Raw genomic sequence first — 24,015 nt, 5'->3', positions numbered from 1 at the left:
TGTGCTACCCATTGGGGCATGGCCGCAGGAGGTGGGACCAAAGCCGTATTGGCTGCGCTCTTCGCCAACCTGGCCATCGCCATCGCCAAATTCGTGGGCTTCGCCGTGACCCGGTCGGCCTCCATGCTGGCCGAGGGAGTCCACTCCTGCGCCGACACCGGCAACCAGGCGCTGCTGCTCTTGGGCGGTCGATTGTCCAAGCGGGACCCCACCCCCCGTCATCCCTTCGGCTACGGAAGAGAGCGGTACTTCTGGTCGTTCGTGGTGTCGATCATCTTGTTCACCCTGGGCGCGTTGTTCGCCATCAACGAGGGCATCGAGAAGGTGCGCCACCCCCACGAGCTGGAATCGCTCTGGGTGGCCATCGGCATTCTGATCTTCGGCATTGTGGTCGAGTCGCTTTCGTTCCGCACCGCCATCGTGGAATCCAACAAGGTGCGGGGCAAGCTCTCCTGGGGCACGTTCATCCGCCGCTCCCGCACTCCTGAGCTGCCCGTGGTGCTGCTGGAAGACCTCGGTGCCATGTTCGGCTTGGTGTTCGCACTCATTGCTGTGGTGTTGGCCGAGGTCACCGGCGAGCCCCGCTGGGACGGTGTGGGCACCCTGGTGATCGGCGTGCTGCTGGGGATCATCGCCATCGTGCTGGCCATCGAGATGAAGAGCCTGCTCATCGGCGAGAGCGCCACCGAAGAAGACCGAGCCCGTCTGCGGGCCGCCTTGGACGATTCGCCCGAAATCGACCGGGTGGTGGATATCCGCACCCAGCACCTCGGCCCCGAGGAACTCCTGGTGGCCGCCGAAGTGGACTTCGCCGACCACTTATCGGCCGACCAAATGCCCGCAGCCGTAGCCGCGGTGGAGTCGCGCCTGCGCGCCGCCGTCCCCACCGCCACCCACGTCTATCTGGAGCCCTCCGGCTAGCTAGTCGGCCGGCTCGAAATAGGGCAGGGTTATCTCGTCGCTCAACTCGACGAAGGTGGTCTTGACCCGCATTCCGACGTGGACGGCGTCTACGGGGCAGTTGATGACGTTGGCCAACAGCCAGAAGCCCTCGTCCAGCGTCACAATCACAGCCACGTAGGGCACGGTGAACGCCGGGGTTTGGGGGCGCCACACGGTGGTCCAGGAGTACACCTCGCCGAGACCGGTGCTGACCTCCCAATCAAGGTTCTCCGAGAAGCAGGCCGAACAGGCGGGGGCCGGGTCCATGGTGATGGCGCCGCAGTCCCGGCACCGCTGATAGCGCAGCTCGCCGACCTGGCATCCGTCCCAGTAGGGCTGGGAGTAAATCGTGGGCACGGGCAGGGGGATGCCCGGCGACTGGGGTTGCAGCATCTCGGTCATGGCGTATCCGTTCCCAGCAGCATCACGTCGGTGAACAGGGCACCGGCGCCGCCGTTGGAGCACATGGCCACTTGGGCGTCGGGCACTTGGGACGTCACGCAGGTGCCCCTCAGCTGCTCCACCCCCCGGATGACCCGTTGGAGCTGCTGCACCGCCGCCCCACCGTGGCTGAACGACATCGTCCCCCCGTCGGTGGTCACCGGGAACTGCCCGCCGGGACCAATGCGGCCGTCCATGATGAACTCGCCGCCCTCGCCCTCCTCGCAGAACCCGTAGGCCTCGAACTGGCGGATGATCTCGAACGAGAACGGGTCGTAAAACTCGCACACGTCCACATCGGTGGGGCCGAGTTCACCCATGGCGAACGACTTCTGCGCCGCCCACCGGCCGGTGTAGCCGTTATTGCGGCCGCTGGGGCCGGCCAAGTCCCACGCTGGCGGGTGCTGATAAGAGGGGCCGAAGCTGTCACAGGCCCCGCCCAGGATGTACACCGGCTTGGTGGGCAGGTCTTGGGCCCGCTCCCGGGTAGTGAGGATTAGCGCGCACGCCCCTTCGGAGGTCATGGCGCAGTCGAGCAGGTGGAAGGGGTCGGACACCATGCGCGACGCCAAGATGTCGTCCGGAGTAAAGGGCCCCCGCCCGTGGTATACCGCATCGGGGTGGGCGTGGCCGTTGTTGCGGATGGTGGCGGCTACCGTGGCCAGCTGCTCTGGCGTGGTGCCGTGCATGTGCATGTGGCGCTGGGCGATAAGGGCGAACTCCGCCGCGGTGAACATGCCGTAGGCCACCACGAACTCGTTGGCCGGCCGGGTCCACGGTGCCGTGGAAGCCCGCTCGGTGTATATCCCCGCCGATCCGTGGGCCACCAGCACGGTGTGGCACTGGCCGGTGGCGATGGCTGAGGCCGCGTCCAAAATTATGGGGATAGACGGGGCCATGTGGTTCCGCCAGGCTGGGCCATTGCGCATGTAGTAGGTGAGCGGCCCGCTGAATGGGCCGGCGGCGACGCCGTCGATGTCCCACGGGGTGAGGCCGGTATCGGCCAGCACCCGGTGGACGGCTTGAAAGGTGATGGTGGTGGAATCGTGTCCTTCGAGAACACGGGCTTGCTCGGAGTTGGCGATGCCGACGATGGCGACGTCGTGAAACGGGTGTTTGGCCACGGCCTCAATGTCTAGTCGCGGCAGAGATGGGTTGCGACTTGGGGAAATGGTAAGCAAGGGAACGTGAAGCCGTTGGAGGGGGTTCGGGTTGTTGATCTGACCAGGGTGGTTTCGGGGCCGGTTTGCACTTGGTTCTTGGCTTCGTTGGGGGCAGAGGTGATTCGGGTGGATCCGCCGGGTGGGGACGTGACCTGGCGCATTCCGCCGTGGGTGGGACCTGACGGCGAGCAGTCGGAGGCCATGGGGCCCGACGACATCGGGATCAGCTACTTGCGCAAGGGGCGGGGAAAGCGCAGCGTGGTGCTGGACTTGGGCCATCCGGAGGGCGCAGAGGCGTTTCGGCGGCTGGTGGCCAATGTCGACGTGTTGGTGGACAACTTTCGGCCCGGGGTCATGGCCTCGCTGGGACTGGACTACAACACGCTCTCGGAGCTGAACCCCCGGCTGATCCATGCTTCCATCACCGGGTTCGGACCCGATGGGCCCGACGCCGACCTGGCCTCGATGGACCTCATCATCCAGGGACGCTCGGGGTTGATGGCTAAGTCGGGCTTCCCCGACGGTCCCCCCACCAAAGCCGGTGCCACCATCGGCGACCAGTTCCCCGCCGCGCTCTGCGCCCTCGGAGTAGTGGCTGCGTTGCGCCAGCGGGACATAGACGGCAAAGGCCAGTACATCGACGTCGCCATGCTCGACGGCTTGGTCACCATGCTGTGGGACGAGCCACTGGACCTCTACCGCGAGCGGGGTCTGCCCGACCGCATCGGCAACGGCGACCCCCGAGGCATCTTGGACACCTTCGAGGCTCAAGACGGCTGGGTAACCCTGGTAATCACCTCCGACTCTCAATTCAAGCGGCTCACCGAGGAGATGGGTCGGCCCGATCTATGGGAGCTGGGCCCGAATGTGCCGGTTCGAGCGGACAATCGGGCCGAGATCTGCGGTGAGGTGGCCACCTGGATGGCGCAGCAGACCACCGAAGAGCTGGTGGCCCGGCTGCACAAAATCCGCGTTCCGGCCGGAGCGGTGGCCTCCGCCTATGCCGCAGCCGACGACCCCCAAATCCAACACCGCCAAGCGCTGGTCCCCCTCCAACACCCCCACGCCGCGGAGCCGACCAGCCGCCTAGGCCCCGCCTTCCCCATAAAGTTCTCTCGCGCCGAAACCGACCAGCGCCCCGCCGAAACCCTCGGCGCCAGCACCCATTCCGTGCTGCAAGACATTGCCGGCCTATCCGGCGAGGAAATCGACCGCCTTCAATCCGCCGGAGTTCTGGGATAGACCGACGGTCTGACAGAGTGGCGGGGTGTTTAGAGCCCTACTGCTGAGCCAAGACGACGACGGCAACCGTTCCCACGCCATAACCGAATTGGAAGACATCGAACTGCCCGACCGACCGGTGATCGTGGACGTGGACTACTCCACGCTCAACTACAAGGACGGCCTGGCCGTGGTGAACGGTGCCCCCATCGTGCGCACCTGGCCCATGGTTCCCGGTATCGACTTGGCCGGGACCGTGGCCCGAAGCGACGACTCCGCATGGTCGCCGGGCGACAAGGTGATCGTGAACGGCTGGGACGTAGGCGAGTCGCATTGGGGGGGCATGGCTACCAAGGCGGCCATGGACGGCGGCTGGCTCACCCCCCTGCCCGACGCCTATACGACGCATCAAGCCATGGCCGTGGGCACCGCCGGCTACACCGCCATGCTCTGCGTGCTGGCACTGGAAGAGCACGACATCACCCCCGAATCCGGGCCTGTTGTGGTAACCGGCGCAGCCGGTGGAGTGGGCAGCGTGGCCGTGACTGTGCTCGCCCAGCTGGGCTATGAGGTGGTGGCCTCCAGCGGCCGCATCGACACCGAGGGCGACTACTTGCGCGATCTGGGGGCGTCCGAACTCATCCACCGCGACGAGCTCTCCGGCCCAGCCCGGCCTTTGGGCAAAGCACGATTCGCCGGAGGGGTCGACACGGTGGGCAGCCACACCCTGGCCAACATCATCTCGCAGACCCAGCCCCACGGGTGCGTAGCCGCCTGCGGCCTGGCCCAGGGCATGGACTTACCCAGCTCAGTGGCCCCGTTCATCCTGCGGGCCGTCACCCTGGCCGGCATCAATTGCGTCTACGAGCCCGCCGAGCGCCGAGCCCAAGCCTGGAACCGCCTAGCCCGCGACCTAGACACCGCCAAGCTCGACGCCATGACCGACACCATCGCCCTGTCCGATGTCCCCACCGCCGCCGCCGCCATCCTCGCCGGCACCATCCGCGGCAGGGTGGTCATCGACGTGAGCCGCTAAATTCTGGGCCAACGGGGGTAGACCCATGGAACATCACATCGTCATCAGTGCCGACACCCACTGTGGCGCCGACTTGAGGGATTATCGGCCCTATCTTGAGTCCCGCTACCACGCGGAGTTTGACGAGTGGGCCGAATACATGGACGGGCACAACGAGCGGCGCAAGGAGATGTTCGCCGACATGGAGCGCTCGCCCATGGAGGTGGGGGTTGACGGCGATCCCGAGGTGTGGGGATTCCGCAATTGGTCGTCTGACCAGCGACTCGCTGAACAGGAGGCCGACGGCTTCATTGCCGAGGTGCTGTTCCCCAACACCCAGCCTCCGTTTGCCCCGCCCGCGGCCACCGCTTTCGAGGCGCCGCCCTATAGCGATAACTTCGAGCATCGCTGGGCCGGCCTGCGGGCCCACAACCGGTGGGTGGCCGACTTTGTGAGCCAGGCGCCCGAGCGCCGCGCCGGAATCGCCCAGGTGTTCTTGGGCGATGTGGAGGGGTCGGTAAAAGAGATCGAGTGGGCCGCAGAGCACGGATTGAAGGGTGGCGTACTCATCCCCGGCGCTCCGCCCGACTCTCCGTTCGAACCGCTGTACTCCCAGACCTATGAGCCCATCTGGGCCGCCACTGCGGCAGCCGGCTTGCCGCTCAACCACCATGCGGGTGGCGGGTCGCCCAACTACGGCAACCACTTCCCCTCGTCGCTGGCCATGTTCATCCTCGAGGCCACCTGGTGGACCCAGCGGGCGCTGTGGCACCTCATGTTCTCGGGGGTGTTCGAGCGCTATCCCAACCTGAAGTACGTGACCACCGAGACCGGCACCGCTTGGGTGCCCGAGACCCTGGAGAGGCTGGAGAGCTTCTTCCACCGGATGAAGTACTCCAAGTACGGCTCAGAGACGGTGTTCGGCAGCCAGGCGGTGGCCAACTTGTCGCTCACCCCCAGCGAGTACTTCGCCCGCCAGTGCTACATCGGGGCGTCGTTCCTGCGACCGGCCGAGGCCCTGCTCACCCGAACAGTGGGCGTCGACCGCGTGATGTGGGGTTCCGACTACCCCCACATTGAAGGGTCACATCCCTACACCCGGGAGCACCTGCGGCTCACCTTTGCCAATCTCACCCAGGACGAGACCACCCAAATCCTCAGCACGAACGCCGCTGAGGTGTACGGGTTCGACCTGGATGCGCTGGCCCCACTGGCCGAGCAGTTCTGCCCCACCAAGGCCGAGGTGGCCACCCCCATCGACTACGCCGACATCCCTGAGCGGGCCAAGGGCTGCCCGGGCATGAACCCCCTCAACCAGGTCGAGGCCGCGGCCTGAGCCGAATCAGGCGGATCTAGAGCTCCGTAGTCAGGGAGGCCAAGAACTCCCGCGTGCGCTGGCTGGAGGCGATTAGTTGGTCGCGGCCGTCGCCCACGGGCATTACTCGCACCGACAGGTCGGTGACCCCGGCGTCGGCAAACGACCGGAGCCGGGCCAGCACCGCAGCCTCATCCCCTACGGCCATGATGTCGGACACCCCCTCGGCATCACCCCGGTCCAACAGCCGCTGATAGTTGGGGGACACCTCGGCCTCGGCCAACAACCGCTCGGCCCGGCTCTTGGCGGTGTCCACGTCGCCGGGGGCGCACAGACACACCGGAACTCCGGCCACGATCCGAGGAGGGGGACGACCGGCATCGGTGGCGGCCTGGTTGATCCGAGGGGCGATGAACTCGCCGATGGCCCGCTCGTCGGCCAGCCACAGCGTGGTGCCGTCGGTGCGAGAGCCAGCCAGCCGCAGCATCACCGGCCCGAGGGCGGCCAACAGCACCGGGGTGGCAGCCTGGTCGGCTATGTCCAATGGGTTATTTATCTGAAAATGCTCATTATCGACCCGAACCGATCCCGGCCCGCTAAGCGCCTGGTCTAATACGTCGAGATAAGAACGGATCTGGGCTGCGGGCCGGTCATACGACAGCCCCAGCATGTCCTCCACGATCCAGTGGTGCGACGGTCCCAGGCCTAAAGCGAAACGGCCCTCGCAAGCCAGCTGCGCCGACAGCACCTGCTGGCACAGCGCAATGGGGTGGCGGGTTTGGGCCACCACCACCGCGGTTCCCACCTCCACTGTCGAGGTGACCGACCCGATCAGCGCAGCAGCCGTCATGGCGTCGAACTCGTCGGGGATCTGGGGGATCCACACCGACGCGAACCCTCCATCCTCGGCCTGTTGGGCCGCTTCGATCATGCGATCGATCTTGGTGTGGTACCGACGCCGCTCGGGCCCCACCATCAGTCCTATGCGCACAGCAACTCCTCCACCCCGTTCATACCAGACGCCGGACACCATGGGCGTTGATCTCGGTCTTCGAAGAGTCGGTTACCATCCGGGCTGAAAGCCAAGGAGGATCGGGTGGACAGCTCGGCCGACAGCACCGACAACCCTGCCAACCAGCCGCGGATCGCCCCGCTGGCGTTGCCGGAGTGGACGCCGGAGGCCTTTGCCGCCATGGAGCCCATGCGGCCCCCCGCGGGCTCGGCCTACGACAAGCGCAAGGCCGACCGCAAGCAGCAGGTGAGGCGGCCCAACAACGCCTTGTCGGTGATGGCCCACTATCCCGAGCTGGCCAAGGCATTCCTGGAGTTCAACCGCCACCTGCTGTACTTCAACACCCTGCCGGGGCGGGCCATCGAGTTGGCGGTGCTGCGGGTGGCTTGGCTGCGCCGAAGCGAATACGAGTGGGTCCAGCACGCGGCCGCCGCCCTCGAAGTGGGCCTGACTGATGAGGAAATCGACCGCACTGCGGTTGATTCTGTTGAAGGGTGGGCGCCTGAGGATGCCCTGCTGCTGCGGGCGGTGGACGAGCTCCACCACGACCACCGCTGGTGCGATTCCACCTGGGACGAGTTGGCTGAGGCGTTCGATTCCCGCCAGATCATGGACCTGCTGTTCACCGTGGGGGCCTACGACACCCTGGCGGTGGCGTTCAATTGTTTCGACCTGCCCCTCGATCCCGAGCTCGAGGGCAAGGGCTTCCCCGGCGACGCCGAGGTCTAATCCGTGTCGTCGATCTTCCCGCCTTTGGAGTATCCCCGAGGCAGCAGCGTCCACAGCCTGCTGGAGTCGGCCGCCGACCAGCTCGGCGACCGGGTGGCCATCCGGTTCGAAGACCTTGTGCTCACCTACGAGGAGTTCAACCGACAGGCCGACGGCTTCGCCCGACTGCTGGCCGACCGGGGGGTGGGCGCCCGCCAGCGGGTAGCGGTCATGGCCTCGAACCGCCCCGAGTTCTTCACCTCGGTGTACGGCATCTTGAAGCTGGGGGCCTCCGCGGTGATGATCAGCTCGGCCTGGAAGCAGGCCGAAACCGCCCACGCCGCCGACCTCACCGAGCCGGTGCTGGCCATCACCGACGGTGAAACCCATCTTCGCCTTCCCGACTCCCTGGCAGGCCGAGTGATCCACCTGGACGACGACCCCGCGGTCACCGCCCTGGCCGACAGCCCGGCCGATGCCCCCGCCGTGGAGCTGGATTGGGATCACACCGAGGCGGTGCTGATGTTCAGCTCGGGCACCACCGGGATGCCCAAGGCGGTGCGCCACACCCACGCCAGCATCAACGCCGCCACCGTCATCTGGGGCGAAGTGCTGGGCCTGACCCCCGAGGATCGCTTTCAGATCACCACCCCGCCGTTTCACATCCTGGGGCTGCTCAACCTGCTGTCGTCGGTATGGGCCGGCTCGTCGGTGCGGCTCCACCCCCGGTTCGACCTCGAAGCCATGCTGAGCGCCATCGAGGCCGACCGCATCACCCTGGAGATGGCGGTAGCCCCCATCGCCTTAGCCATGGCCAACCACCCCAACCTGGAGGAATTCGACCTGTCGTCCCTGCGCTACATCATGTGGGGCGCCACCCCGGTGACCGAGAGCGTGGCCCAGCGGGTGACCGAGCGAACCGGGGTTCCGTTCATGCCGGCCTACGGGGCCAGCGAGGCGCCCGTGCTTACCAGCAATCCGGTACACCGGCCTGAGCTGTGGCGTCTGGACTCTCCCGGGCCTCCGGTCCACGACGTGGACATCCGCATCGCCCACTTGGAGACCGGGGCGGTGCTGGCCCCCGGCGAGGTGGGCGAGATCCAGGCTCGCAGCCCGGCGATGATGGCCGGCTATTTGCCCGAGGAGGCCAACGCCGAAGCCTTTGCAAACGGGTGGTACCGCACCGGCGACGTCGGCTGGATGGAACCCGACGGGTGGCTGCACATCACCGACCGGGTGAAGGAGATGATCAAGGTGAAGGGCTTCCAGGTGGCCCCCGCCGAAGTGGAGGCGGTGTTGCTAGGCCATCCCGATGTGCTCGACTGCGCGGTGTTCGGGCTGCCCGATTCCGATTCCGGAGAGGCGGTGACCGCCGCGGTGCAGCTGGCTGGCGGCGCTGCCGCCACCGAAGAGGATCTGAAAGCCCTGGTGGCCGACACGCTAGCCGGCTACAAGCGCCTCCACGCCGTGTACTTCGTGGAGACGGTGCCCCGGCTGCCCTCGGGCAAGACCCTGCGGAGGGAGCTGAAGCTCCAGTTTGGGCCGCCTCCAAGCTAGGAATCGGCCAGCAGCTCGCTTTTCATCACCTTGCCGGTGGCGTTGAGCGGTAACGACTCTCGCAGCACCACCGACCGGGGCACTTTGTAGTTGGCCATGCGCTCTCGGCACCACGCGATCAGCTCGTCGGGATCGATAGCCGAACCGGACTGGGGCACGATGAACGCCCGGCCCACTTCCCCCAATCGCTCGTCGAGCACCCCAACCACCGCGGCCTGGGCCACGGCGGGATGGCCCAGCAGCATGTTCTCGATCTCGGCGGGGTAGGCGTTGAACCCGCCGACGATGAACATGTCCTTGATGCGGCCGGCGATCTTCAGGTAGCCCCGGTGATCCAAGATGCCCAGGTCACCGGTGTGGAGCCACCCGTCGGCGTCGATGGCCGCAGCGGTTGCAACGGGATCGTCGAAGTAGCCGGCCATCACGCTGAACCCCCGCACCAGCACCTCGCCGGTCTCGCCGGGAGCGGCCTCCCGGTCGCCGTCGGCCACCCGGACCTCCAGGTCGGGCATGGCTCGGCCCGCGGTGGTGGCGATGGTCTCGGGGTCGTCGCCGGGCTGGGTTCCGGTGCAGGTGCCGGCCTCGGTGAGGCCGTATCCGGTACACACCCGCTGGAACGGCAGCTCCTCGTGCATCCGGCGGATCAGCTCCACCGGGATGTCGGCCGCGCCGGTTACCGCCACCCGCAGGCTGGACAGATCCCGCCTCGGGCGGGTGGGATGGTCGAGAATCGACTGGTAGACGGTGGGAGGGCCGGGCAGCACGGTGACTTGTTCGGCCTCCACCAGGTTCAGCACTTGGTCGACGTCAAACACCGGCACCGGATACACAGTGGCGCCGCGCATCAGGCAGGCCAGCCAGCCGGCCTTGTAGCCGAACATGTGGAAGAAGGGGTTGACGATCAGATAGCGGTCGCCCCGGCGGAGATCGGCGAAGTCGCACCAGTTGGAGAACTGCCGGAGGGTCTGCCCGTGGGTCATCATCACGCCCTTGGGCGCGCCGGTGGTGCCCGACGTGAACAAGATGTCGCTGATCTGGTTTGGCCCCACCGCCTGTCGCCGGGCCTCCACCGCTTCGGGGGCTACCGACTCCCCTGCCCTTAGAAAATCGGCCCACGACACCGCGCCGGGCACGTTGTGCGCCTCGGCTGGGGGCAGAACCACCACATTCTCCAACGCCGACAGGTCGGCATCGGCTTGGCGGAACAGGCCGGCGGGGTCGATGTCGGCGAATCCGGCCTCGACTACCAAGAGGCGGGCCCGGCTGCGGGACAGGATGTAGGCAGTCTCGGCCGGTTTGAAGCGGGTGTTCACCGGCAACAGCGCGGCCCCGGCCGCCTGGAGGCCCAGTGCGGTGATGATCCACTCCAAGCGGTTGGAGGCCCAGATCGCCACCCGGTCGCCAGCTTCCACCCCGGCGGCCAGCATGGCCGCGGCGGCCTGGTCGATCTGCTGTCCCAGCTCTGCGAAGGACAGCGAGCTGTCGCCCTCTACCACCGCGGGGGCGTCGCCAAAGCGGGCCGCAGCCACCTGGGCCATCTGCGGGATGCTGGCCCACTCCCCCGGTGCGCTCATGCCGACCCGTTACCCGCCTACGCCACCGGCTCGGCCAGGGTCTTGATCTCCAGAAACTCCTCGAATCCGGCCACGCCCATCTCCCGGCCGATGCCCGATTGCTTGTAGCCCCCGAAAGGTGCGTCGGGGGCGTAGTACAGGCCGCCGTTCACGCTGATCGTGCCCGAGCGGATCTGTCGAGCCACGGCCCGAGCCCGCCCCGGGTCGGCGCTGTTCACCGCGCCCGACAGGCCGTAGATGGAGTTGTTGGCGATCCGAACGGCCTCGTCGTCGCCTCCCTCATAACCGATGATGGCCAGCACCGGCCCAAAAACCTCCTCCTGGGCCACCAGGTCGTTCTCGCCCACGCCGGCCAGCAGGGTGGGCTCGTAGTAGTAGCCCACCGGCAGGTGATCGGGCCGCTTGCCGCCGGTTACCAGCTTCGCCCCCTGGTCGATGGCGTCGGTCACCAGCTTGTGGACCTTGTCGCGCTGGCGGGAGTTGATGAGCGGTCCCATCATCATGGAGGGATCGGTGGGATCGCCGTAGGGGATGTTGGCCAGCGTGGCCGCCACCACCTCGACCGCGGTGTTGGCCATGGCCGCGGGTACCAGCATTCGGGTGGTGATGGCGCACCCCTGGCCGGCATGGGTGCAGATCATGAACGAGTTCATGGCGGCGGCGGCTTCTACATCGGCGTCGTCCAGCACCACGTAGGCGCTCTTGCCCCCCAGCTCCAAAAAGGTCTTCTTCACCGTGGCGCTGGCCGCGGCCATGATCTTTCGCCCGGTGGCGGTGGAGCCGGTGAAGGTCACCATGTCCACGTCGGGGTGGGTGGTGAGCACCTCGCCCACTGAGTTCTCCGCCGAGGTCAAAATGTTGACCACGCCGGGGGGGATGTCGGTTTCATTGGCGATCAGTTGGCCCAAAGCCAGCGCCGACCACGGGGTGTCGGGCGCCCCCTTCAACACCACCGTGTTGCCGGCGGCCAGCGCGGGGGCCAGCTTGGCCAGGTTGAGCTGGACGGGGAAGTTGTAGGCGGTGATAGCAGCCACCACGCCCACCGCCTCCCGCTCGATCCACCGCCGGTGGCTGCCCCCGTAGGCCTCAACCACGCCGAGGTCCTCGGTCCACTGGTAGCCGTCGATCATGTCGGCCACCCACTTGACCGAAGCCACTGGGGCCTCGAGCTGCGGGCCGCCGTAGGTGAGCATCACCGGAGAGCCCACCTCGGCCACGGTGAGATCACGCATCTCTTCGAGATGGCGCTCCAGCGCGGCATGGAACTGGCGCAGGCACTTAGCCCGAAAGTCGTGGTCGGTGGCCCAGTCGGTGGTGTCGAATGCCCGGCGGGCGGCGGCCACCGCGGCCACCGCGTCGGCATCTGTGGCGTTGGCGGCCACCCCGAGCACCTCCTCGGTGGCGGGGTTAAGCGTTTCGAACACGCCGCCCCCCTCGGCGGCCCTCAGCTCCCCGTCGATCAACAGCTTTTCTTCGTGCCACATGGCTGAATTCTCCCTGTTTGCCCAAGGCTGGCCTCACCCTATAGCCGGGGTTCGGCCGAGAACCCCTCGGACAACATGAGCAACTATCGTCCCGCCGATGGACTCGGAGATGCTCCATCCCCGTCGGTTTGCAGCCCAGGCGCCCGACCACCCAGCGGTGATCATGGGCCGGACCGGCGAGGCGATCACCTACCGGATGCTGGACGAGGAGGCCAACCGGCTGGCCCACCTTCTCCGGGATCGGGGCCTTGGGTCAGGCGACCATCTGGCCATCGTGTCGGAGACCACTCCGGAGTCGATGGCGGTGTTGTGGGCCGCACAGTTGGCCGGGCTGATCTACACGCCGATCAACTACCACCTCACTGCGGGCGAGGTGCAGGCCGTGCTGGACGACTGCGGCGCCGCCGCGGTGGTGGCGTCGGGTCGAACCGCTCCGATGGTGGCCGATCTGGACTTGGCCCGGGTGCCGGTGCGCCTGACCACCGGCGCCGACGCGGTGGCCGGGTTCGAGTGCGTGGCCGAGGCCGCCGCTCCTCTGCCCACCGCGCCCATCGCCGATGAGGGCGAGGGCCGGGAGATGGTGTACTCGGGAGGCACCACTGGCCGGCCCAAAGGCATCCGCAAGCCCACGGCCCAGACCGGCATCGGTGATCCGGCCAACCCCGCGGTGCAGACCGCCCTGGCAATGGGCAACTACGGCGTGGACTACACCAGCGTGTACCTGTCGCCCGCTCCCCTCTACCACTCCGCCCCGCTGGTGTTCTGCATGTGCGTGCACCGGGTGGGGGGCACCGTGGTGCTCATGGAGCGGTTCGACCCGGTCGACTGCCTACGGCTCATCGGCCGGCACCGGGTGACCCATGCTCAGTTCGTGCCCACCATGTTCTCCCGCATGCTGAAGCTGCCCGCCGATGTCCGCGAGGCCGCCGATGTGTCCAGTTTGCAACTGGCCATCCACGCCGCCGCCCCCTGCCCGGTGGAGGTGAAGCAGCAGATGATCGAGTGGTGGGGGCCGATCTTGTTCGAGTACTACGCCGGCACCGAGGACATCGGCCACAGCGCCATCACCTCTGAGGAGTGGCTGACCCATCCCGGCTCGGTGGGACGGCCGCTGCAACCGGTACACATCGTGGGCCCAGACGGAGCTGAGGTGCCGCCGGGCGAGGTCGGGGTGGTGTACTTCGACGGGGGGCGGGATTTCCAGTACCACAACGACCCCGAGCGCACCGCGGCCGCCGCCCACCCCAACGGCTGGCGGACGCTGGGCGACATGGGCCGCCTCGACGAGGAGGGCTACCTGTACCTCACCGACCGGGTGGCCCACACCATCATCAGCGGCGGGGTGAATATCTACCCCCAGGAGATCGAGGATGCGCTCATCATGCACCCCCAGGTGGCCGACGCCGCCGTGATCGGGGTGCCCAATGACGACCTGGGCGAGGAGGTGCGGGCGGTGGTCCAGCTTGTGGAGCCAAGCCGGGCCGGAGACGACACCGAGGCTGCCTTGTTGACGTGGTGCGCCGACCGGCTGGCCGCCTTCAAGTGCCCCCGGGGAGTGGACTTCGACCAGTCGCTGCCCCGAGACCCCAACGGCAAGCTGATGAAGCGATACCTGCGCGACCGCTACTGGCCCACCGACTCGGATTCGCGGATCGTTTGAGCTGGCCTCCGGGGCCAACCCGGCGGATCGTCTAGCGGGGCTCGTCGCCCTCGAAGGTGATGCGGTGCATCACCCGGAGTTGGCCGTGGTAGTCGTTGATGGGGTTGTGCATGGCGCAGCGGTTGTCCCACAGGGCCAGCGACCCCGGCGCCCAGCGGAATCGGCACGTGAACTCCGAGCGTGACTGGTGGGCGAACAGGAACCGCAACAGGGGCTGGCTCTCTTGTTCGGTCATGCCCTCAAACCGGGCGGTGTGGGCCACGTTTACATAGAGCGCCAGCCGACCGGTCTCGGGGTGGGTGCGGACCACCGGATGAACCGCCTCATAGCTCTCGGCTGACGTGTGGCCGGCCTCGGTGGCGTCGGCAATGCGGTCTTCTCGGGTTTTGGACACATCGGCCATCGCCGAGCTGTTCACGGACCGTAGACCCCGCAGAAACTCCTTCAGCCCTTCGGACAGCGCATCGTATGCCGCGTACATGTTGGCGAACTCGGTGTCGCCGCCCGCGGCGGGCACCTCCCGGGCCAAGAGCATCGACGCCATCGGCGGTCGCTCCAGGTAGGCGGTGTCGGTGTGCCAGATGCCGCCGAAATTGACGGTTTCGTGGGGCAGCTTCTTGACCTCGATGATCTCGGGGTGGTCGGCCAATCCGGGCACAAAGGGATAACGGCCGGGGGTTCCGATCTTGCGGGCGAACGCCGAGTACTGCTCGAGGGTCAGGTGCTGGTCGTGGAAGAACACCACCAGGTGGGCCAGCCATGCTTGGCGGATCTCGGCCACCACTTCGTCGGCCAGATCATCTCCGAGATCCACCCCGCCAATCTCCGCGCCGATGCAGCCGCCCACCGGCGTCACCGTCAGATGCTGATACTCGCCCATTTAGGATCCACTCCAGCCGAGAACTGGTCATTCGTTAGGGTAGCGACGCATGCCATGGAGCGCTGATGTCTGAGCCCTTCGATCTCGCGGGGAAAGTGGTACTGGTCACCGGGTCCAGTCGGGGCGTGGGCGCGGCCATTGCCGTGGCCGCCGCAGCCAAGGGGGCCAAGGTGGCGTGCGCGGCCCGGTCTACCAAGGCGTCGCCCAAGCCGCTTCCCGGCACCATCGACGAGACCGTCGAGACGGTGATCGACGCCGGCGGGGAGGCCTTGGCCGTGCCCACCGACCTGACCTCGGCCGACGACATCGAGGCCATGGTGGCCGCCCCGGTGGAGGCTTGGGGTCGCCTCGACGTGGTGGTGAACAACGCCGCGGTCACATTCGTGGGCGAGGTGGACATTCCCCTCAAGCGCTACGACCTCATCATGGACATCAACCTGCGGGCCCCGCTGCTCACCGTGCGGGCCGCCCTGCCCCACCTGCGGGCCGCGGGACGGGGACGCATTCTCAGCCTGTCGTCGCAGGCCGCACTGCGCCCGGTTCCCGGCCTCATGTCTTACGGCATGTCGAAGCTGGCCCTGGAGCGGATGACCACCGACTTGGCCCGCCAGCTCTACCCCGACCGCATTGCCGTTAACTGCTTCCGGATCGACATCCCGGTGGCCTCCGAGGGCACGCTGGCCAACATGGGCGACATCGACCTGACCGATTGGGAGCCCACCTCGGTGCCCGCCGACGGCATCATCTGGATGCTGGAGCAGCCCGACGATTACTCCGGGCGGTGCGAGAGTATGTGGGACCTACGCCACCGGGAGAAGATCATGCCCACCCGGGCCCAAGAGGAGTACACCACCAAGCCGCCGCTCCAGTTCATAAACGGCCTGTACGACCTCAACACCGAGGACGCCTTCGCCCAAGGCGCCAAATCATTGGAGGGCTGATCGTGGACCTCAACGGAAAGATCGCATTGGTCACCGGGGCGGCTTCGGGAATCGGCGCAGCCTGCGCTCGCCGCTACGCCGAGGCCGGCGCCCACGTCATCTGCACCGACGTGGCCGACGAACCCGGTCAGCAAGTGGCCGATAACATCGGCGGCCGGTACCGCCACCTCGACGTGGCCGACTCCTCGGCCTGGGCCGCATTGGCCGCGGAGCTGGCCGACGACCCAGGCCATCTGCATGTGGCCCACCTCAACGCGGGGATCATGATGGGACTGGGCAACATTGCCGAGATGAGCGACGAGGACTATCTCCGCATCATCGGGGTCAACCAGCACGGCGTGGTGTTCGGCCTACGGGCGGCAGTGCCACTGCTGGAAGCCGCCGGTGGCGGCCACGTGCTGGTAACCGCGTCGATGGCTTCCTTCAGCCCCCTCCCGCTGGACTTGGGCTATTCCATGACGAAGCATGCGGTGGCCGCCCTCGTCCGCAGCGCCGCTCCCAATCTTGCCAAGCAGGGCATCAACCTCAACGCCATCTGCCCGGCCACCGTGGGCACCGGATTCCTCGGCGGCAACCGCGACCGCCTCGAAGCCGCGGGCATGGTCATCATGGACGCCGAGGAGGTGGCCGAGGCCGCCATGGCCATACTCGACTCCGGTCTCACCGGCGAGTGCTTCGCGCTGCTCAAGGGTCGCCAGCCCGAGCCATTTCCCTTCGCCTCCATTCCCGGTAGTGACTACCGGTCGCGGCGCTAGTTCCCCGGTCCGCTATGACTGACCCTCCGCCCCCATCCCCCAGCATCGGGCTCACCGTGGCCGAGTCCACCCCTCGGCCCCCGGAGCTGCCCCGAGCCCCCCAGGGGGCGCCCAATGTGCTGGTCATCCTGCTGGACGACACCGGGTTCGCCCAGCTCGGCTGTTTCGGGGCTGACATCGCCACGCCGAACATCGACCGGCTGGCCGCGGGCGGCCTGTCGTACAACCGCTTCCACGTCACCGCCCTGTGCTCACCCACCCGGGCCGCCCTTTTGACCGGGCGCAACCACCATGCGGTGGGCATGGGCTTTCTGTCCGACATGACCATGGGGTTTCCCGGCTACACCGCCCGCATCCCCCCATCGGCCACCATGCTGCCGCGCATCCTGCGCGACGCCGGCTGGGGCACCATGGCCATCGGCAAATGGCACCTCGCTCCCCGAGGCGAGCGCAGCGCGGCCGGGCCGTTCACCCTGTGGCCCACCGGGGTGGGCTTCGAGCGCTACTACGGGGTGCTCCACGGCGGGGCCAACTGCTGGGCCCCCAACCTGGTGCGAGACCAGCACTACATCAAACCACCGGCCCACCATGACGACGGCTACCACCTCAGCGCCGATCTGGCCGACCAAGCGATCGCCCACATAACCGACCAGAAGCACGCCGCCCCCGATAAGCCGTTCTTCTGCTACTACGCCGAGGTGGCCACCCATGCCCCCCACCACGTGGCGCCCGAATGGGTGGAGCCCTACCGGGGGATGTTCGACGACGGGTGGGACCGGTGGCGGGAGCAGGCCTTCGAGCGCCAGTTGGCCTCGGGCATTTCGCCGGAGGGAACCACGCTCACCGAGCGCCCCTCATGGGTGCAGCCCTGGGACGATCTGGACGCCGACGCCCGGCGGCTGTTCGCCCGCATGCACGAGGTGTATGCCGGGTTCGTTTCCCACACCGATGCCCAGATCGGACGGGTGATCGACCACCTGGAGGCCATCGGCGAGCTGGACAACACCGTGGTGGTGCTGTGCTCCGACAACGGGGCCAGTGCCGAGGGCGGCCATGTGGGATCGGTGAACGAGCACCGGTTCACCAAGGGCCTGCCCGAGTCGGTGGCCGCCAACCTGGAATGGCTCGACGAGTTGGGCGGTCCCCGCACCTACAACCACTACGCCTGGGGCTGGGCGTGGGCCGGCAATACCCCGTTCCGGCTGTGGAAACGCTACGCCTGGCTGGGCGGAACCCGCACTCCGCTGGTGGTGCACTGGCCCGCGGGCATCGCCGCCCGAGGCGAGGTGCGCACCCAGTTCTGCCACGCCATCGACTTGGCCCCCACCGTGCTGGAGCTGTGCGGGGTGGACGCTCCCGAGACAGTGGACGGGGTGGCCCAGACGCCGATGCACGGGGCCAGCCTGGCGGCCACGTTCGATGATGCCGAGGCCCCCTCTCCCCGATCGGAGCAGTACTTCGAAGTCCAGGGGTCGCGGGCCATGTATCTGGACGGCTGGAAGGCCACCACCGACCACGTGGCCGAAGCCCACGGCGACGAGGTCGCGCTTATGGAGGGGAGTCGCTCGTTCACCGACGACACCTGGGCGCTGTTCCGCCTCGACGACGACTTCTCCGAGGCCCATGACCTGGCCGCTGAGCACCCCGAGAAGCTGGCCGAGCTCGAATCGGCCTGGTGGGCGGCGGCCGAGCGCTACGGGGTGCTGCCCCTCGACGACGGCTATGCCGGGCGGATGCCGGCCATCTATCCCCCGGCCTACCCACCCCCCGCCCAAGCCCGGTATCGACCGGGCGCAGGCCGGGTGGCCGACGAGGTGATGCCAGTGCTGGTGCGGGGCTTCACCATCGAAGCCTCGGTGACGGTGGGGGCGACCGGAGCTGAGGGCATTCTGTGGGCGATGGGCGACTGGACCAGCGGCCTGGCCCTCTACGGATTGGACGGCGCCCTGGTGTTGGGCATGTGCCTGTCGGGTGACCAGTACCGCTTGGCCGCCCCCGCAGTTGCCGTTGACGCCACCGTTCTGGGGTGCCGCTATCAGCCAACATCTCCGGCCTCAAGCATCGTCGAGCTGCTGGTGGACGGAGAGGTAGCTACCCGACTTGATCTCGACCGCACATTCCCCAATTCGTGGCAGAACGGGGGCACCGGGCTGATCATCGGCCACGACGCCGGCTTCCCGGTCAACGACGACTACCAGCCTCCGTTCAGCTGGACGGGCGCGATCAGCCACATCGATGTCACCACCCCCAGCGCCGAGCCCCCTGACCCTGCCCAAATCGTCCGGGAATCCCTCAACGCCGACTGAGCGTTAGTGGTGTGGGGCAGAAACTGCTAAACCACAGCCGGACAGCCAAACACAGGAGAAACTATGAGCAGCGACACCCCAACCGAGCGTCTCGACATCAACGGCATGGTGGCGGTGGTCACCGGAGGGGCCGGTGGCATCGGCAAGGGCATCGTGACTGCCCTATTGCAGCGCGGCGCCACCGTGGTTATCGCCGACATCGAGGCCGACACCACCGAGGCCACCGTGGCCGAGCTGTCCGACCTGGGGCCAGTGTCAGGTTGGGCCACCGACGTGGCCGACGAAGACTCGGTGGCCGACCTGGCCGATCACGTCTACGACGCCCACGGCCGGTGCAACCTGCTCTTCAACAACGCCGGGGTCACCTCGGGCGGGGGTGGCAAGCCCTGGGAGCAGGAGCCCAACGACTGGCGGTGGTGCTTCAGCGTCAACGTGTTCGGCGTGGCCATCTGCACCACCGAGTTCGTACCCCGCATGCTGGCCGGCGGCGAGCCCGGACAGATCATCAACACCTCGTCGGGCGATGGCGGCTTCGCTCCCGTGCCCACCGCCTCGGTGTATGCCGCCTCCAAGTCAGCGGTGAGCTGCTTCACCGAGACCGTGCACATCAACCTGATCCGGGAGGGCAGCGATCTGCGGGCCTCTGTGCTCTACCCGTCGGGCGGCATGCTGGACACCGGCCTGTTCACCGCCCAGCGCAACCGCCCGGACCACTTCGCCCGAGTAGGCGACGCCACCGGGCGGCGCAGCATGACCTTTCAAGAGCTCAAAGACATCTTGACCGAGGTTCGGGGCGAGGAACCCGAGGTGGCCGACCTGTTGGAACACGGCAACTTCGTGGTCGATTGCGTGGAGCAGCGCCGATTCATCATCGGCCGAAACATAGAGGACACCGTCGCCCTCCTCCACCGCCGAGCCGAAGCCATCGGCCGCTACGAAGTCCCCGACTACCACGACATGGGTCTGTAGCTCAGGCGGTTACCCGTACTGGATGCGGTAGGGGCTGGTTGAACAGGTAGCCCTTCTGGTTGAACGGGACCCGATCGGGCTGGGTGTTGCCTTGGATGTCGGTGGCCCGGGTGGTGATGGTGTGCTCACCGGCGGTTGCCGTCCATTCGAACTCGAACTGGACCCACGAGTGCTGGGGCTGCGGGGTGAGTACCCGGGAGTCCTGCCAATTCGTGCCTCCATCATCGCTCCATTGCACTCGGTAGACGCGCCCGTGCGGTGAGTGGGCGAAGCCCCTCAAGACGTGCGGGCCGGCGTCCAGCCGAGCTGGCCAGGGCAGGGCCAGGGCGCTCTTGATGTTCTGCTCGGTCACCACCTGGCCCAGGGCCTCGCCCTCGGGCGAATAGTCGTCGCCGATCAGCACGTAGGAGGTGGTGTTGTTGCGGGTCCACTGAGGGTCGGCAGATACCACGATCCGGCCCAGCCATTTGATCTGCGAGCTGCCCACCCAGCCCGGAACGATGGCCCGCAGTGGGAATCCGTGGTCGCGGGGCAGCAGTTCTCCGTTCATTTCGTAGGCCAGGATGGTGTCGGGATCCAGCGCCTTTTCGAGCGGCAGAACGCGCTGGAAGCCTCCCTCGGGAGAATCCTCGTCGAGCCCCACTAGCAGCACGCTTACGGCGTCGTCGGCCAACCCGGCCAGAGTCAGCACGTCGGCCAACGAGGCTCCGACCCAAATGGCATTGCCAATTGCACCCCGTCCCCACTGGGTGCCGTCGGCCGGCCGGCCCTGCAATCGGTCGAACATGACCCGGTGGTTGCCAGCGCATTCCAAGTATGCGGTCACCGACAGCCTGGGCAGGCGGCGGATGTCGTCATAGCTGAGTTCCAAACGCTGTTCAACCGCATCGCCTTCCACCACCAGCGACCAGTCGTCCACCGACAAATCCACGCTGGAGGAGTTGTTGCGAACAAAGAACAGATCGTTGGGGGTGATCAGCCCTGGCATCAGCTCCAGACGGGACTCGAGCGATGCGCCCCGCTGAATGAACGGCGACGGGTCTTTGAACAGCGCGGCAGGATCAACTGTCGAGCCGAGGCTGCCGGTAATGGGCACGGACGACGACCTGCCACTCCCGCAGGCCGCGACCACCGCGGCGGCGCCACCGGCGACCAGGAGCGCCAGAAAGTGCCGACGCGGCATCCCGTTGTCGCTGGCCAGCTCCCAAAGGCGCTCGCTCTGCTCACTCCAAGATTCGAGCTCCATGGGGTCGCTACTGGATCAGAGGCCGAAACACCGCTTGGCGTTGAGGCCCAAGATCTTGTCTTTGCGGTCTTCGCTCAGGTCTTCCCGGTCGGACAGGGCTTTGACCACGCCGGGGAACACTCCATCGGGGTGAGGGTAGTCGGTGGCGAAAACCACGCAGTCGTCGCCGAGCGAGTCCATCACGCCGGGAACGGTCCGCTCTTCGGGGTCGCAGGAGATAAAGCACTGCCGCTGGAAATACTCGGTGGCGTTCAGCTCCAGCGGGGCTGAGGCGTGGCCCCAGGAGTCCAAGTGCTCGTCGATGCGCTCGAGCCAGTGGTCCACCCAGCCGCAGCCCGACTCCAAGAACACCACCCGCAAATCGGGATGGCGCTCCAACACCCCGCCGGCGATCAGCTCCAAGCACCCCATCTGCTGCTCATGGGGATGGGAGCACACGTGGCGGAACATGAAGTTGTCGTAGCGATCCAGCCCCGACTGGGGCACGTTCTGGGTGGTGCCCTCGTGCAGGGCCGCCGGCACTCCCCGGTCGGCCAGTAACGACCACAGCCCGTCGTAAGCCGGGTGGTCGAGGGTTCGCCCGGCGATGACGTTGGGGCGCAGCATCACCGCCACGAACCCCAGCTCGTCGATGGCCCGGCGGGCCTCGGCCAACATCAGCGCCGGATCCACCTGGGGTACCACGGCCACCCCCAGCAGTCGAGACGTGTCGGTGTTGCAGTAGGTGCGGAGCCAGTCGTTGTAGGCCCGGCACAGGGCGTTGTTCACCGCCGCGTCGGCGATTCCACCGAACATGAGCCCGGTGGTGGGGAAGATCACCGAGATGTCCATGCCCTCGCTGTCCATGTCGGCCAGCCGGGCGTGGGGATCGACGCCGCCCTTGGGGCGCTCTTTGTCGTAGGCCTCGGAGTCGAACGGAATGTAGGGCACCATCTCACCGCCGACGAAGGTGCGGGGCCGACCCTGGCTGTCGAGCACCCGTCGAGGGGCGAACGCCAGGAAATCCGGATCGCAGAACTCCTCCCACAGCTCGGGAGGCTCGCTGATGTGCCCGTCGGCGTCGATTACCAATCTGCTCATTGCGTTTCCCTTCTGCTCCTTACCGCAGCGTGGCCCGACCCTTGTCGAAGACGGTGGTGCCCCGGTTGGATACCACTCGGAACAGCACTCCGTTCTCTTCGGCGGGGTCGCGCCAGATCTGGGTGGTGAGCACGTCGCCGTTGTAGCCGGGGGAGGCGAAGCGCCCGCCTATCGAGCCCAATGCCAGGGGGTCGCCCCCGCACACCGTCTCCACCAGGGCCCGGCAAGCGAAGCCGTAGGTGTTGAGCCCCATGAGGATGGGGCCGTCAAACCCGGCCGCCGCGGCCACCGTGGGGTCATAGTGGATGAGGTTGGGGTCGTTGCCCCCGTGGCGGTAGAGCAGCGACTGCACCGGCAGGGTCTGCCAGTGCACCGCGGCGTCAGGAGGCGCTTCGCCCACATCCCAGGGTGGAGTTTTGGGGCCGGGGTCGCCGCCGAAACCCCCCTCGCCCATCACGAACAGCTTGGAACCGGTGGTGAACAGCGGCTCACCAGTGGCGGCATCCACCGACTCGCTTTCGGCGTGGACCACCGCGCCGGAGCCCTTGTCGTAGATGCCCACCACCGTTCCTGTGCTGACCACCGACCCGGTGGTGCTGATTTCCCCATGAATGGTCAGTTCCTGTTCGCCGTGTACCAGCTGGTGAACCTGGTAGTCGCCGTATCGGAACATGGGATTACCTTCGCCGCTGCTGGCCTTGTCCGACCGACCCCCGGAGCACACGAAGCTGGGGTACACCTGCTGGGGGTGCCCGGCGGCCTGTTCCCCCACGAAGGCCAGATCGCCAAACCCCGCCCCCACGCTGAGCGCATAGAGCGTGCAATCCCGGGGCAGCCACCCCCGCTGATGGGGCTTGCCCCGCTCTCCCACCAAGTCCAGGTTCATCGCCATGCCGCCATTGTGACCCAAACCGGCCCCATTCTTCCCAAAGCAAGAGCGACGGTTACGGTGAGGGCATGGCCGACGATCGAGTACAGCTCACGGTAGACGGGCATATCGCCGTCATCACCAACAACAATCCCGCCAAGCACAACGCCTTCGACGACGACATGGACGTGGCGCTGTTCGACATCCTGGGGGAGATCAAAGCCGACAAGTCCATCCGGGCCGTGGTGTGGCGGGGCGAGGGCAAGTCATGGTCTTCGGGGCGCGACGTGTCGGCCATCGGCGGCGGTCAGATGGGAATCGCCCACCACGCCGGAATGGAGCGGGGCCACCGGGGAATCCAGCAGGTTTGGGACATCGACGCCCCCATCATCGTGGCCATGCAGGGATGGGCCATCGGCGGTTCGTTCCAGCGGGCTCTGCTGTGCGACATCCGGGTGGCGGCCGAGGGCGCCCGCTTCTTGCTCCCCGAACTCACCCACGGGGTGATCCCCGACACCGGCGGAATGGGACGGCTGTTCGAGATCTGCGGGTCGGGCCTGGTCAGCGACATGGTGCTCACCAGCCGGGTTCTCAGCGCCGAGGAGGCCCTGGCCCACGGCATCGTGACCCGCATTGTGGCACCCGAGGAGTTGGACGACACCGTGATGGAGATGGCCGCCAAGATCGCCTCTCACTCGCCTTATACGGTGCAGCTTGCCCGCCGGGTGATCCGCAACCTGGCCATGGAGGGGCTGCGCAGCTCCATGAACGACGAGTACGCCTTCCAGACGCTGATCAACCGCTCGGACGACTTCGCAGAGTTCCGAGCGGCCCGGGCCGAAGAGCGCAACCCCGAGTACAAGCGTTCCTGAGGAGGA

General features: G+C 67.1%; 21 protein-coding genes. 12 read left to right on the top strand and 9 right to left on the bottom strand.

The window, feature by feature from the left end; genetic code table 11:
- The first annotated feature begins 18 nt into the window (after positions 1–18).
- The gene (locus ACOQPI_RS03970; protein WP_420618406.1) at positions 19–921 is read left to right on the top strand and encodes a cation diffusion facilitator family transporter; all 903 of its coding nucleotides are present in this window, start codon (positions 19–21) and stop codon (positions 919–921) included.
- Here the strand turns inward: ACOQPI_RS03970 and ACOQPI_RS03965 are convergent, their stop codons facing one another.
- Together ACOQPI_RS03965 and ACOQPI_RS03960 are read right to left on the bottom strand one after the other, a co-directional pair.
- Positions 922–1,344 carry a Zn-ribbon domain-containing OB-fold protein gene (locus ACOQPI_RS03965; RefSeq protein WP_420618405.1) on the bottom strand — a complete coding sequence of 141 codons (423 nt, stop codon included), beginning with the start codon at positions 1,342–1,344 and terminating at the stop codon, positions 922–924.
- Positions 1,341–2,507 carry a thiolase family protein gene (locus ACOQPI_RS03960; RefSeq protein WP_420618404.1) on the bottom strand — a complete coding sequence of 389 codons (1,167 nt, stop codon included), beginning with the start codon at positions 2,505–2,507 and terminating at the stop codon, positions 1,341–1,343. The genes ACOQPI_RS03965 and ACOQPI_RS03960 overlap by 4 nt, the downstream gene beginning before the upstream one ends.
- A gap of 63 nt (positions 2,508–2,570) precedes the next feature.
- Between ACOQPI_RS03960 and ACOQPI_RS03955 the strand changes: the two genes are divergently transcribed.
- From ACOQPI_RS03955 to ACOQPI_RS03945, 3 genes are read left to right on the top strand one after another with little or no spacing between them, the layout of a single operon-like run.
- Complete coding sequence (locus ACOQPI_RS03955; protein ID WP_420618403.1) at positions 2,571–3,788, top strand: CaiB/BaiF CoA transferase family protein; 1,218 nt, start codon at positions 2,571–2,573, stop codon at positions 3,786–3,788.
- Between the two features lie 25 nt (positions 3,789–3,813).
- Positions 3,814–4,803: an MDR family oxidoreductase gene (locus tag ACOQPI_RS03950; RefSeq protein WP_420618402.1), complete on the top strand. Its 990-nt coding sequence runs from the start codon at positions 3,814–3,816 to the stop codon at positions 4,801–4,803.
- A gap of 25 nt (positions 4,804–4,828) precedes the next feature.
- Positions 4,829–6,118 carry an amidohydrolase family protein gene (locus tag ACOQPI_RS03945; RefSeq protein ID WP_420618401.1) on the top strand — a complete coding sequence of 430 codons (1,290 nt, stop codon included), beginning with the start codon at positions 4,829–4,831 and terminating at the stop codon, positions 6,116–6,118.
- Positions 6,119–6,134: 16 nt separating this feature from the next.
- Here ACOQPI_RS03945 and ACOQPI_RS03940 read toward each other — a convergent pair whose 3' ends face one another.
- Positions 6,135–7,088 (bottom strand): TIGR03564 family F420-dependent LLM class oxidoreductase, encoded by a 954-nt coding sequence (locus ACOQPI_RS03940; RefSeq protein WP_420618400.1) that lies wholly within the window; start codon positions 7,086–7,088, stop codon positions 6,135–6,137.
- A 105-nt stretch (positions 7,089–7,193) separates the two neighbouring features.
- Between ACOQPI_RS03940 and ACOQPI_RS03935 the strand changes: the two genes are divergently transcribed.
- Positions 7,194–7,838, top strand: a complete 645-nt coding sequence (locus ACOQPI_RS03935; protein WP_420618399.1) for a carboxymuconolactone decarboxylase family protein — start codon at positions 7,194–7,196, stop codon at positions 7,836–7,838.
- 93 nt (positions 7,839–7,931) lie between these two features.
- On the top strand, positions 7,932–9,374 hold the full coding sequence (locus tag ACOQPI_RS03930) for a class I adenylate-forming enzyme family protein (protein WP_420620980.1): 1,443 nt from the start codon (positions 7,932–7,934) through the stop codon (positions 9,372–9,374).
- Here ACOQPI_RS03930 and ACOQPI_RS03925 read toward each other — a convergent pair.
- Positions 9,371–10,948 (bottom strand): FadD3 family acyl-CoA ligase, encoded by a 1,578-nt coding sequence (locus ACOQPI_RS03925; RefSeq protein WP_420618398.1) that lies wholly within the window; start codon positions 10,946–10,948, stop codon positions 9,371–9,373. The two genes, ACOQPI_RS03930 and ACOQPI_RS03925, sit on opposite strands and share 4 nt — an antisense overlap.
- Before the next feature lie 17 nt (positions 10,949–10,965).
- Complete coding sequence (locus ACOQPI_RS03920) at positions 10,966–12,432, bottom strand: aldehyde dehydrogenase family protein (protein WP_420618397.1); 1,467 nt, start codon at positions 12,430–12,432, stop codon at positions 10,966–10,968.
- A 97-nt stretch (positions 12,433–12,529) separates the two neighbouring features.
- Between ACOQPI_RS03920 and ACOQPI_RS03915 the strand changes: the two genes are divergently transcribed.
- Entirely contained in the window at positions 12,530–14,092 is a 1,563-nt protein-coding gene (locus tag ACOQPI_RS03915) for an acyl-CoA synthetase (RefSeq protein WP_420618396.1), read from the top strand.
- A gap of 31 nt (positions 14,093–14,123) precedes the next feature.
- Here the strand turns inward: ACOQPI_RS03915 and ACOQPI_RS03910 are convergent, their stop codons facing one another.
- Positions 14,124–14,972 carry a TauD/TfdA dioxygenase family protein gene (locus ACOQPI_RS03910; RefSeq protein WP_420618395.1) on the bottom strand — a complete coding sequence of 283 codons (849 nt, stop codon included), beginning with the start codon at positions 14,970–14,972 and terminating at the stop codon, positions 14,124–14,126.
- A 65-nt stretch (positions 14,973–15,037) separates the two neighbouring features.
- On the opposite strand from ACOQPI_RS03910, the gene ACOQPI_RS03905 reads away from it, so the two are divergent.
- From ACOQPI_RS03905 to ACOQPI_RS03890, 4 genes are all read left to right on the top strand, one after another.
- The gene (locus ACOQPI_RS03905; protein ID WP_420618394.1) at positions 15,038–15,913 is read left to right on the top strand and encodes an SDR family NAD(P)-dependent oxidoreductase; all 876 of its coding nucleotides are present in this window, start codon (positions 15,038–15,040) and stop codon (positions 15,911–15,913) included.
- A 2-nt stretch (positions 15,914–15,915) separates the two neighbouring features.
- Positions 15,916–16,668 (top strand): SDR family oxidoreductase, encoded by a 753-nt coding sequence (locus ACOQPI_RS03900; protein WP_420618393.1) that lies wholly within the window; start codon positions 15,916–15,918, stop codon positions 16,666–16,668.
- Between the two features lie 14 nt (positions 16,669–16,682).
- Complete coding sequence (locus tag ACOQPI_RS03895; protein ID WP_420618392.1) at positions 16,683–18,974, top strand: sulfatase-like hydrolase/transferase; 2,292 nt, start codon at positions 16,683–16,685, stop codon at positions 18,972–18,974.
- A 63-nt stretch (positions 18,975–19,037) separates the two neighbouring features.
- A complete protein-coding gene (locus tag ACOQPI_RS03890) occupies positions 19,038–19,943 on the top strand; it encodes an SDR family NAD(P)-dependent oxidoreductase (protein ID WP_420618391.1) in 906 nt (301 codons plus the stop codon).
- Position 19,944: 1 nt separating this feature from the next.
- Here ACOQPI_RS03890 and ACOQPI_RS03885 read toward each other — a convergent pair whose 3' ends face one another.
- The 3 genes from ACOQPI_RS03885 to ACOQPI_RS03875 are packed head-to-tail and all read right to left on the bottom strand — an operon-like array spanning position 19,945 to position 23,161.
- Positions 19,945–21,189, bottom strand: a complete 1,245-nt coding sequence (locus tag ACOQPI_RS03885) for a sulfite oxidase (protein WP_420618390.1) — start codon at positions 21,187–21,189, stop codon at positions 19,945–19,947.
- Between the two features lie 15 nt (positions 21,190–21,204).
- On the bottom strand, positions 21,205–22,269 hold the full coding sequence (locus ACOQPI_RS03880; protein WP_420618389.1) for an amidohydrolase family protein: 1,065 nt from the start codon (positions 22,267–22,269) through the stop codon (positions 21,205–21,207).
- A 19-nt stretch (positions 22,270–22,288) separates the two neighbouring features.
- Complete coding sequence (locus ACOQPI_RS03875; RefSeq protein WP_420618388.1) at positions 22,289–23,161, bottom strand: MaoC/PaaZ C-terminal domain-containing protein; 873 nt, start codon at positions 23,159–23,161, stop codon at positions 22,289–22,291.
- A gap of 65 nt (positions 23,162–23,226) precedes the next feature.
- Here ACOQPI_RS03875 and ACOQPI_RS03870 point away from each other — a divergent pair, with 65 nt between their 5' ends.
- Positions 23,227–24,009 (top strand): enoyl-CoA hydratase/isomerase family protein, encoded by a 783-nt coding sequence (locus ACOQPI_RS03870; protein WP_420618387.1) that lies wholly within the window; start codon positions 23,227–23,229, stop codon positions 24,007–24,009.
- Positions 24,010–24,015: the final 6 nt, after the last annotated feature.

The organism is Candidatus Poriferisocius sp. (genome assembly GCF_965219815.1).
Classification (GTDB): Bacteria; Actinomycetota; Acidimicrobiia; order Acidimicrobiales; family Bin134; genus Poriferisocius.
The sequence above is the reverse complement of the archived record's forward strand: the minus strand, read 5'-3'. Positions and strand labels throughout refer to the sequence as shown.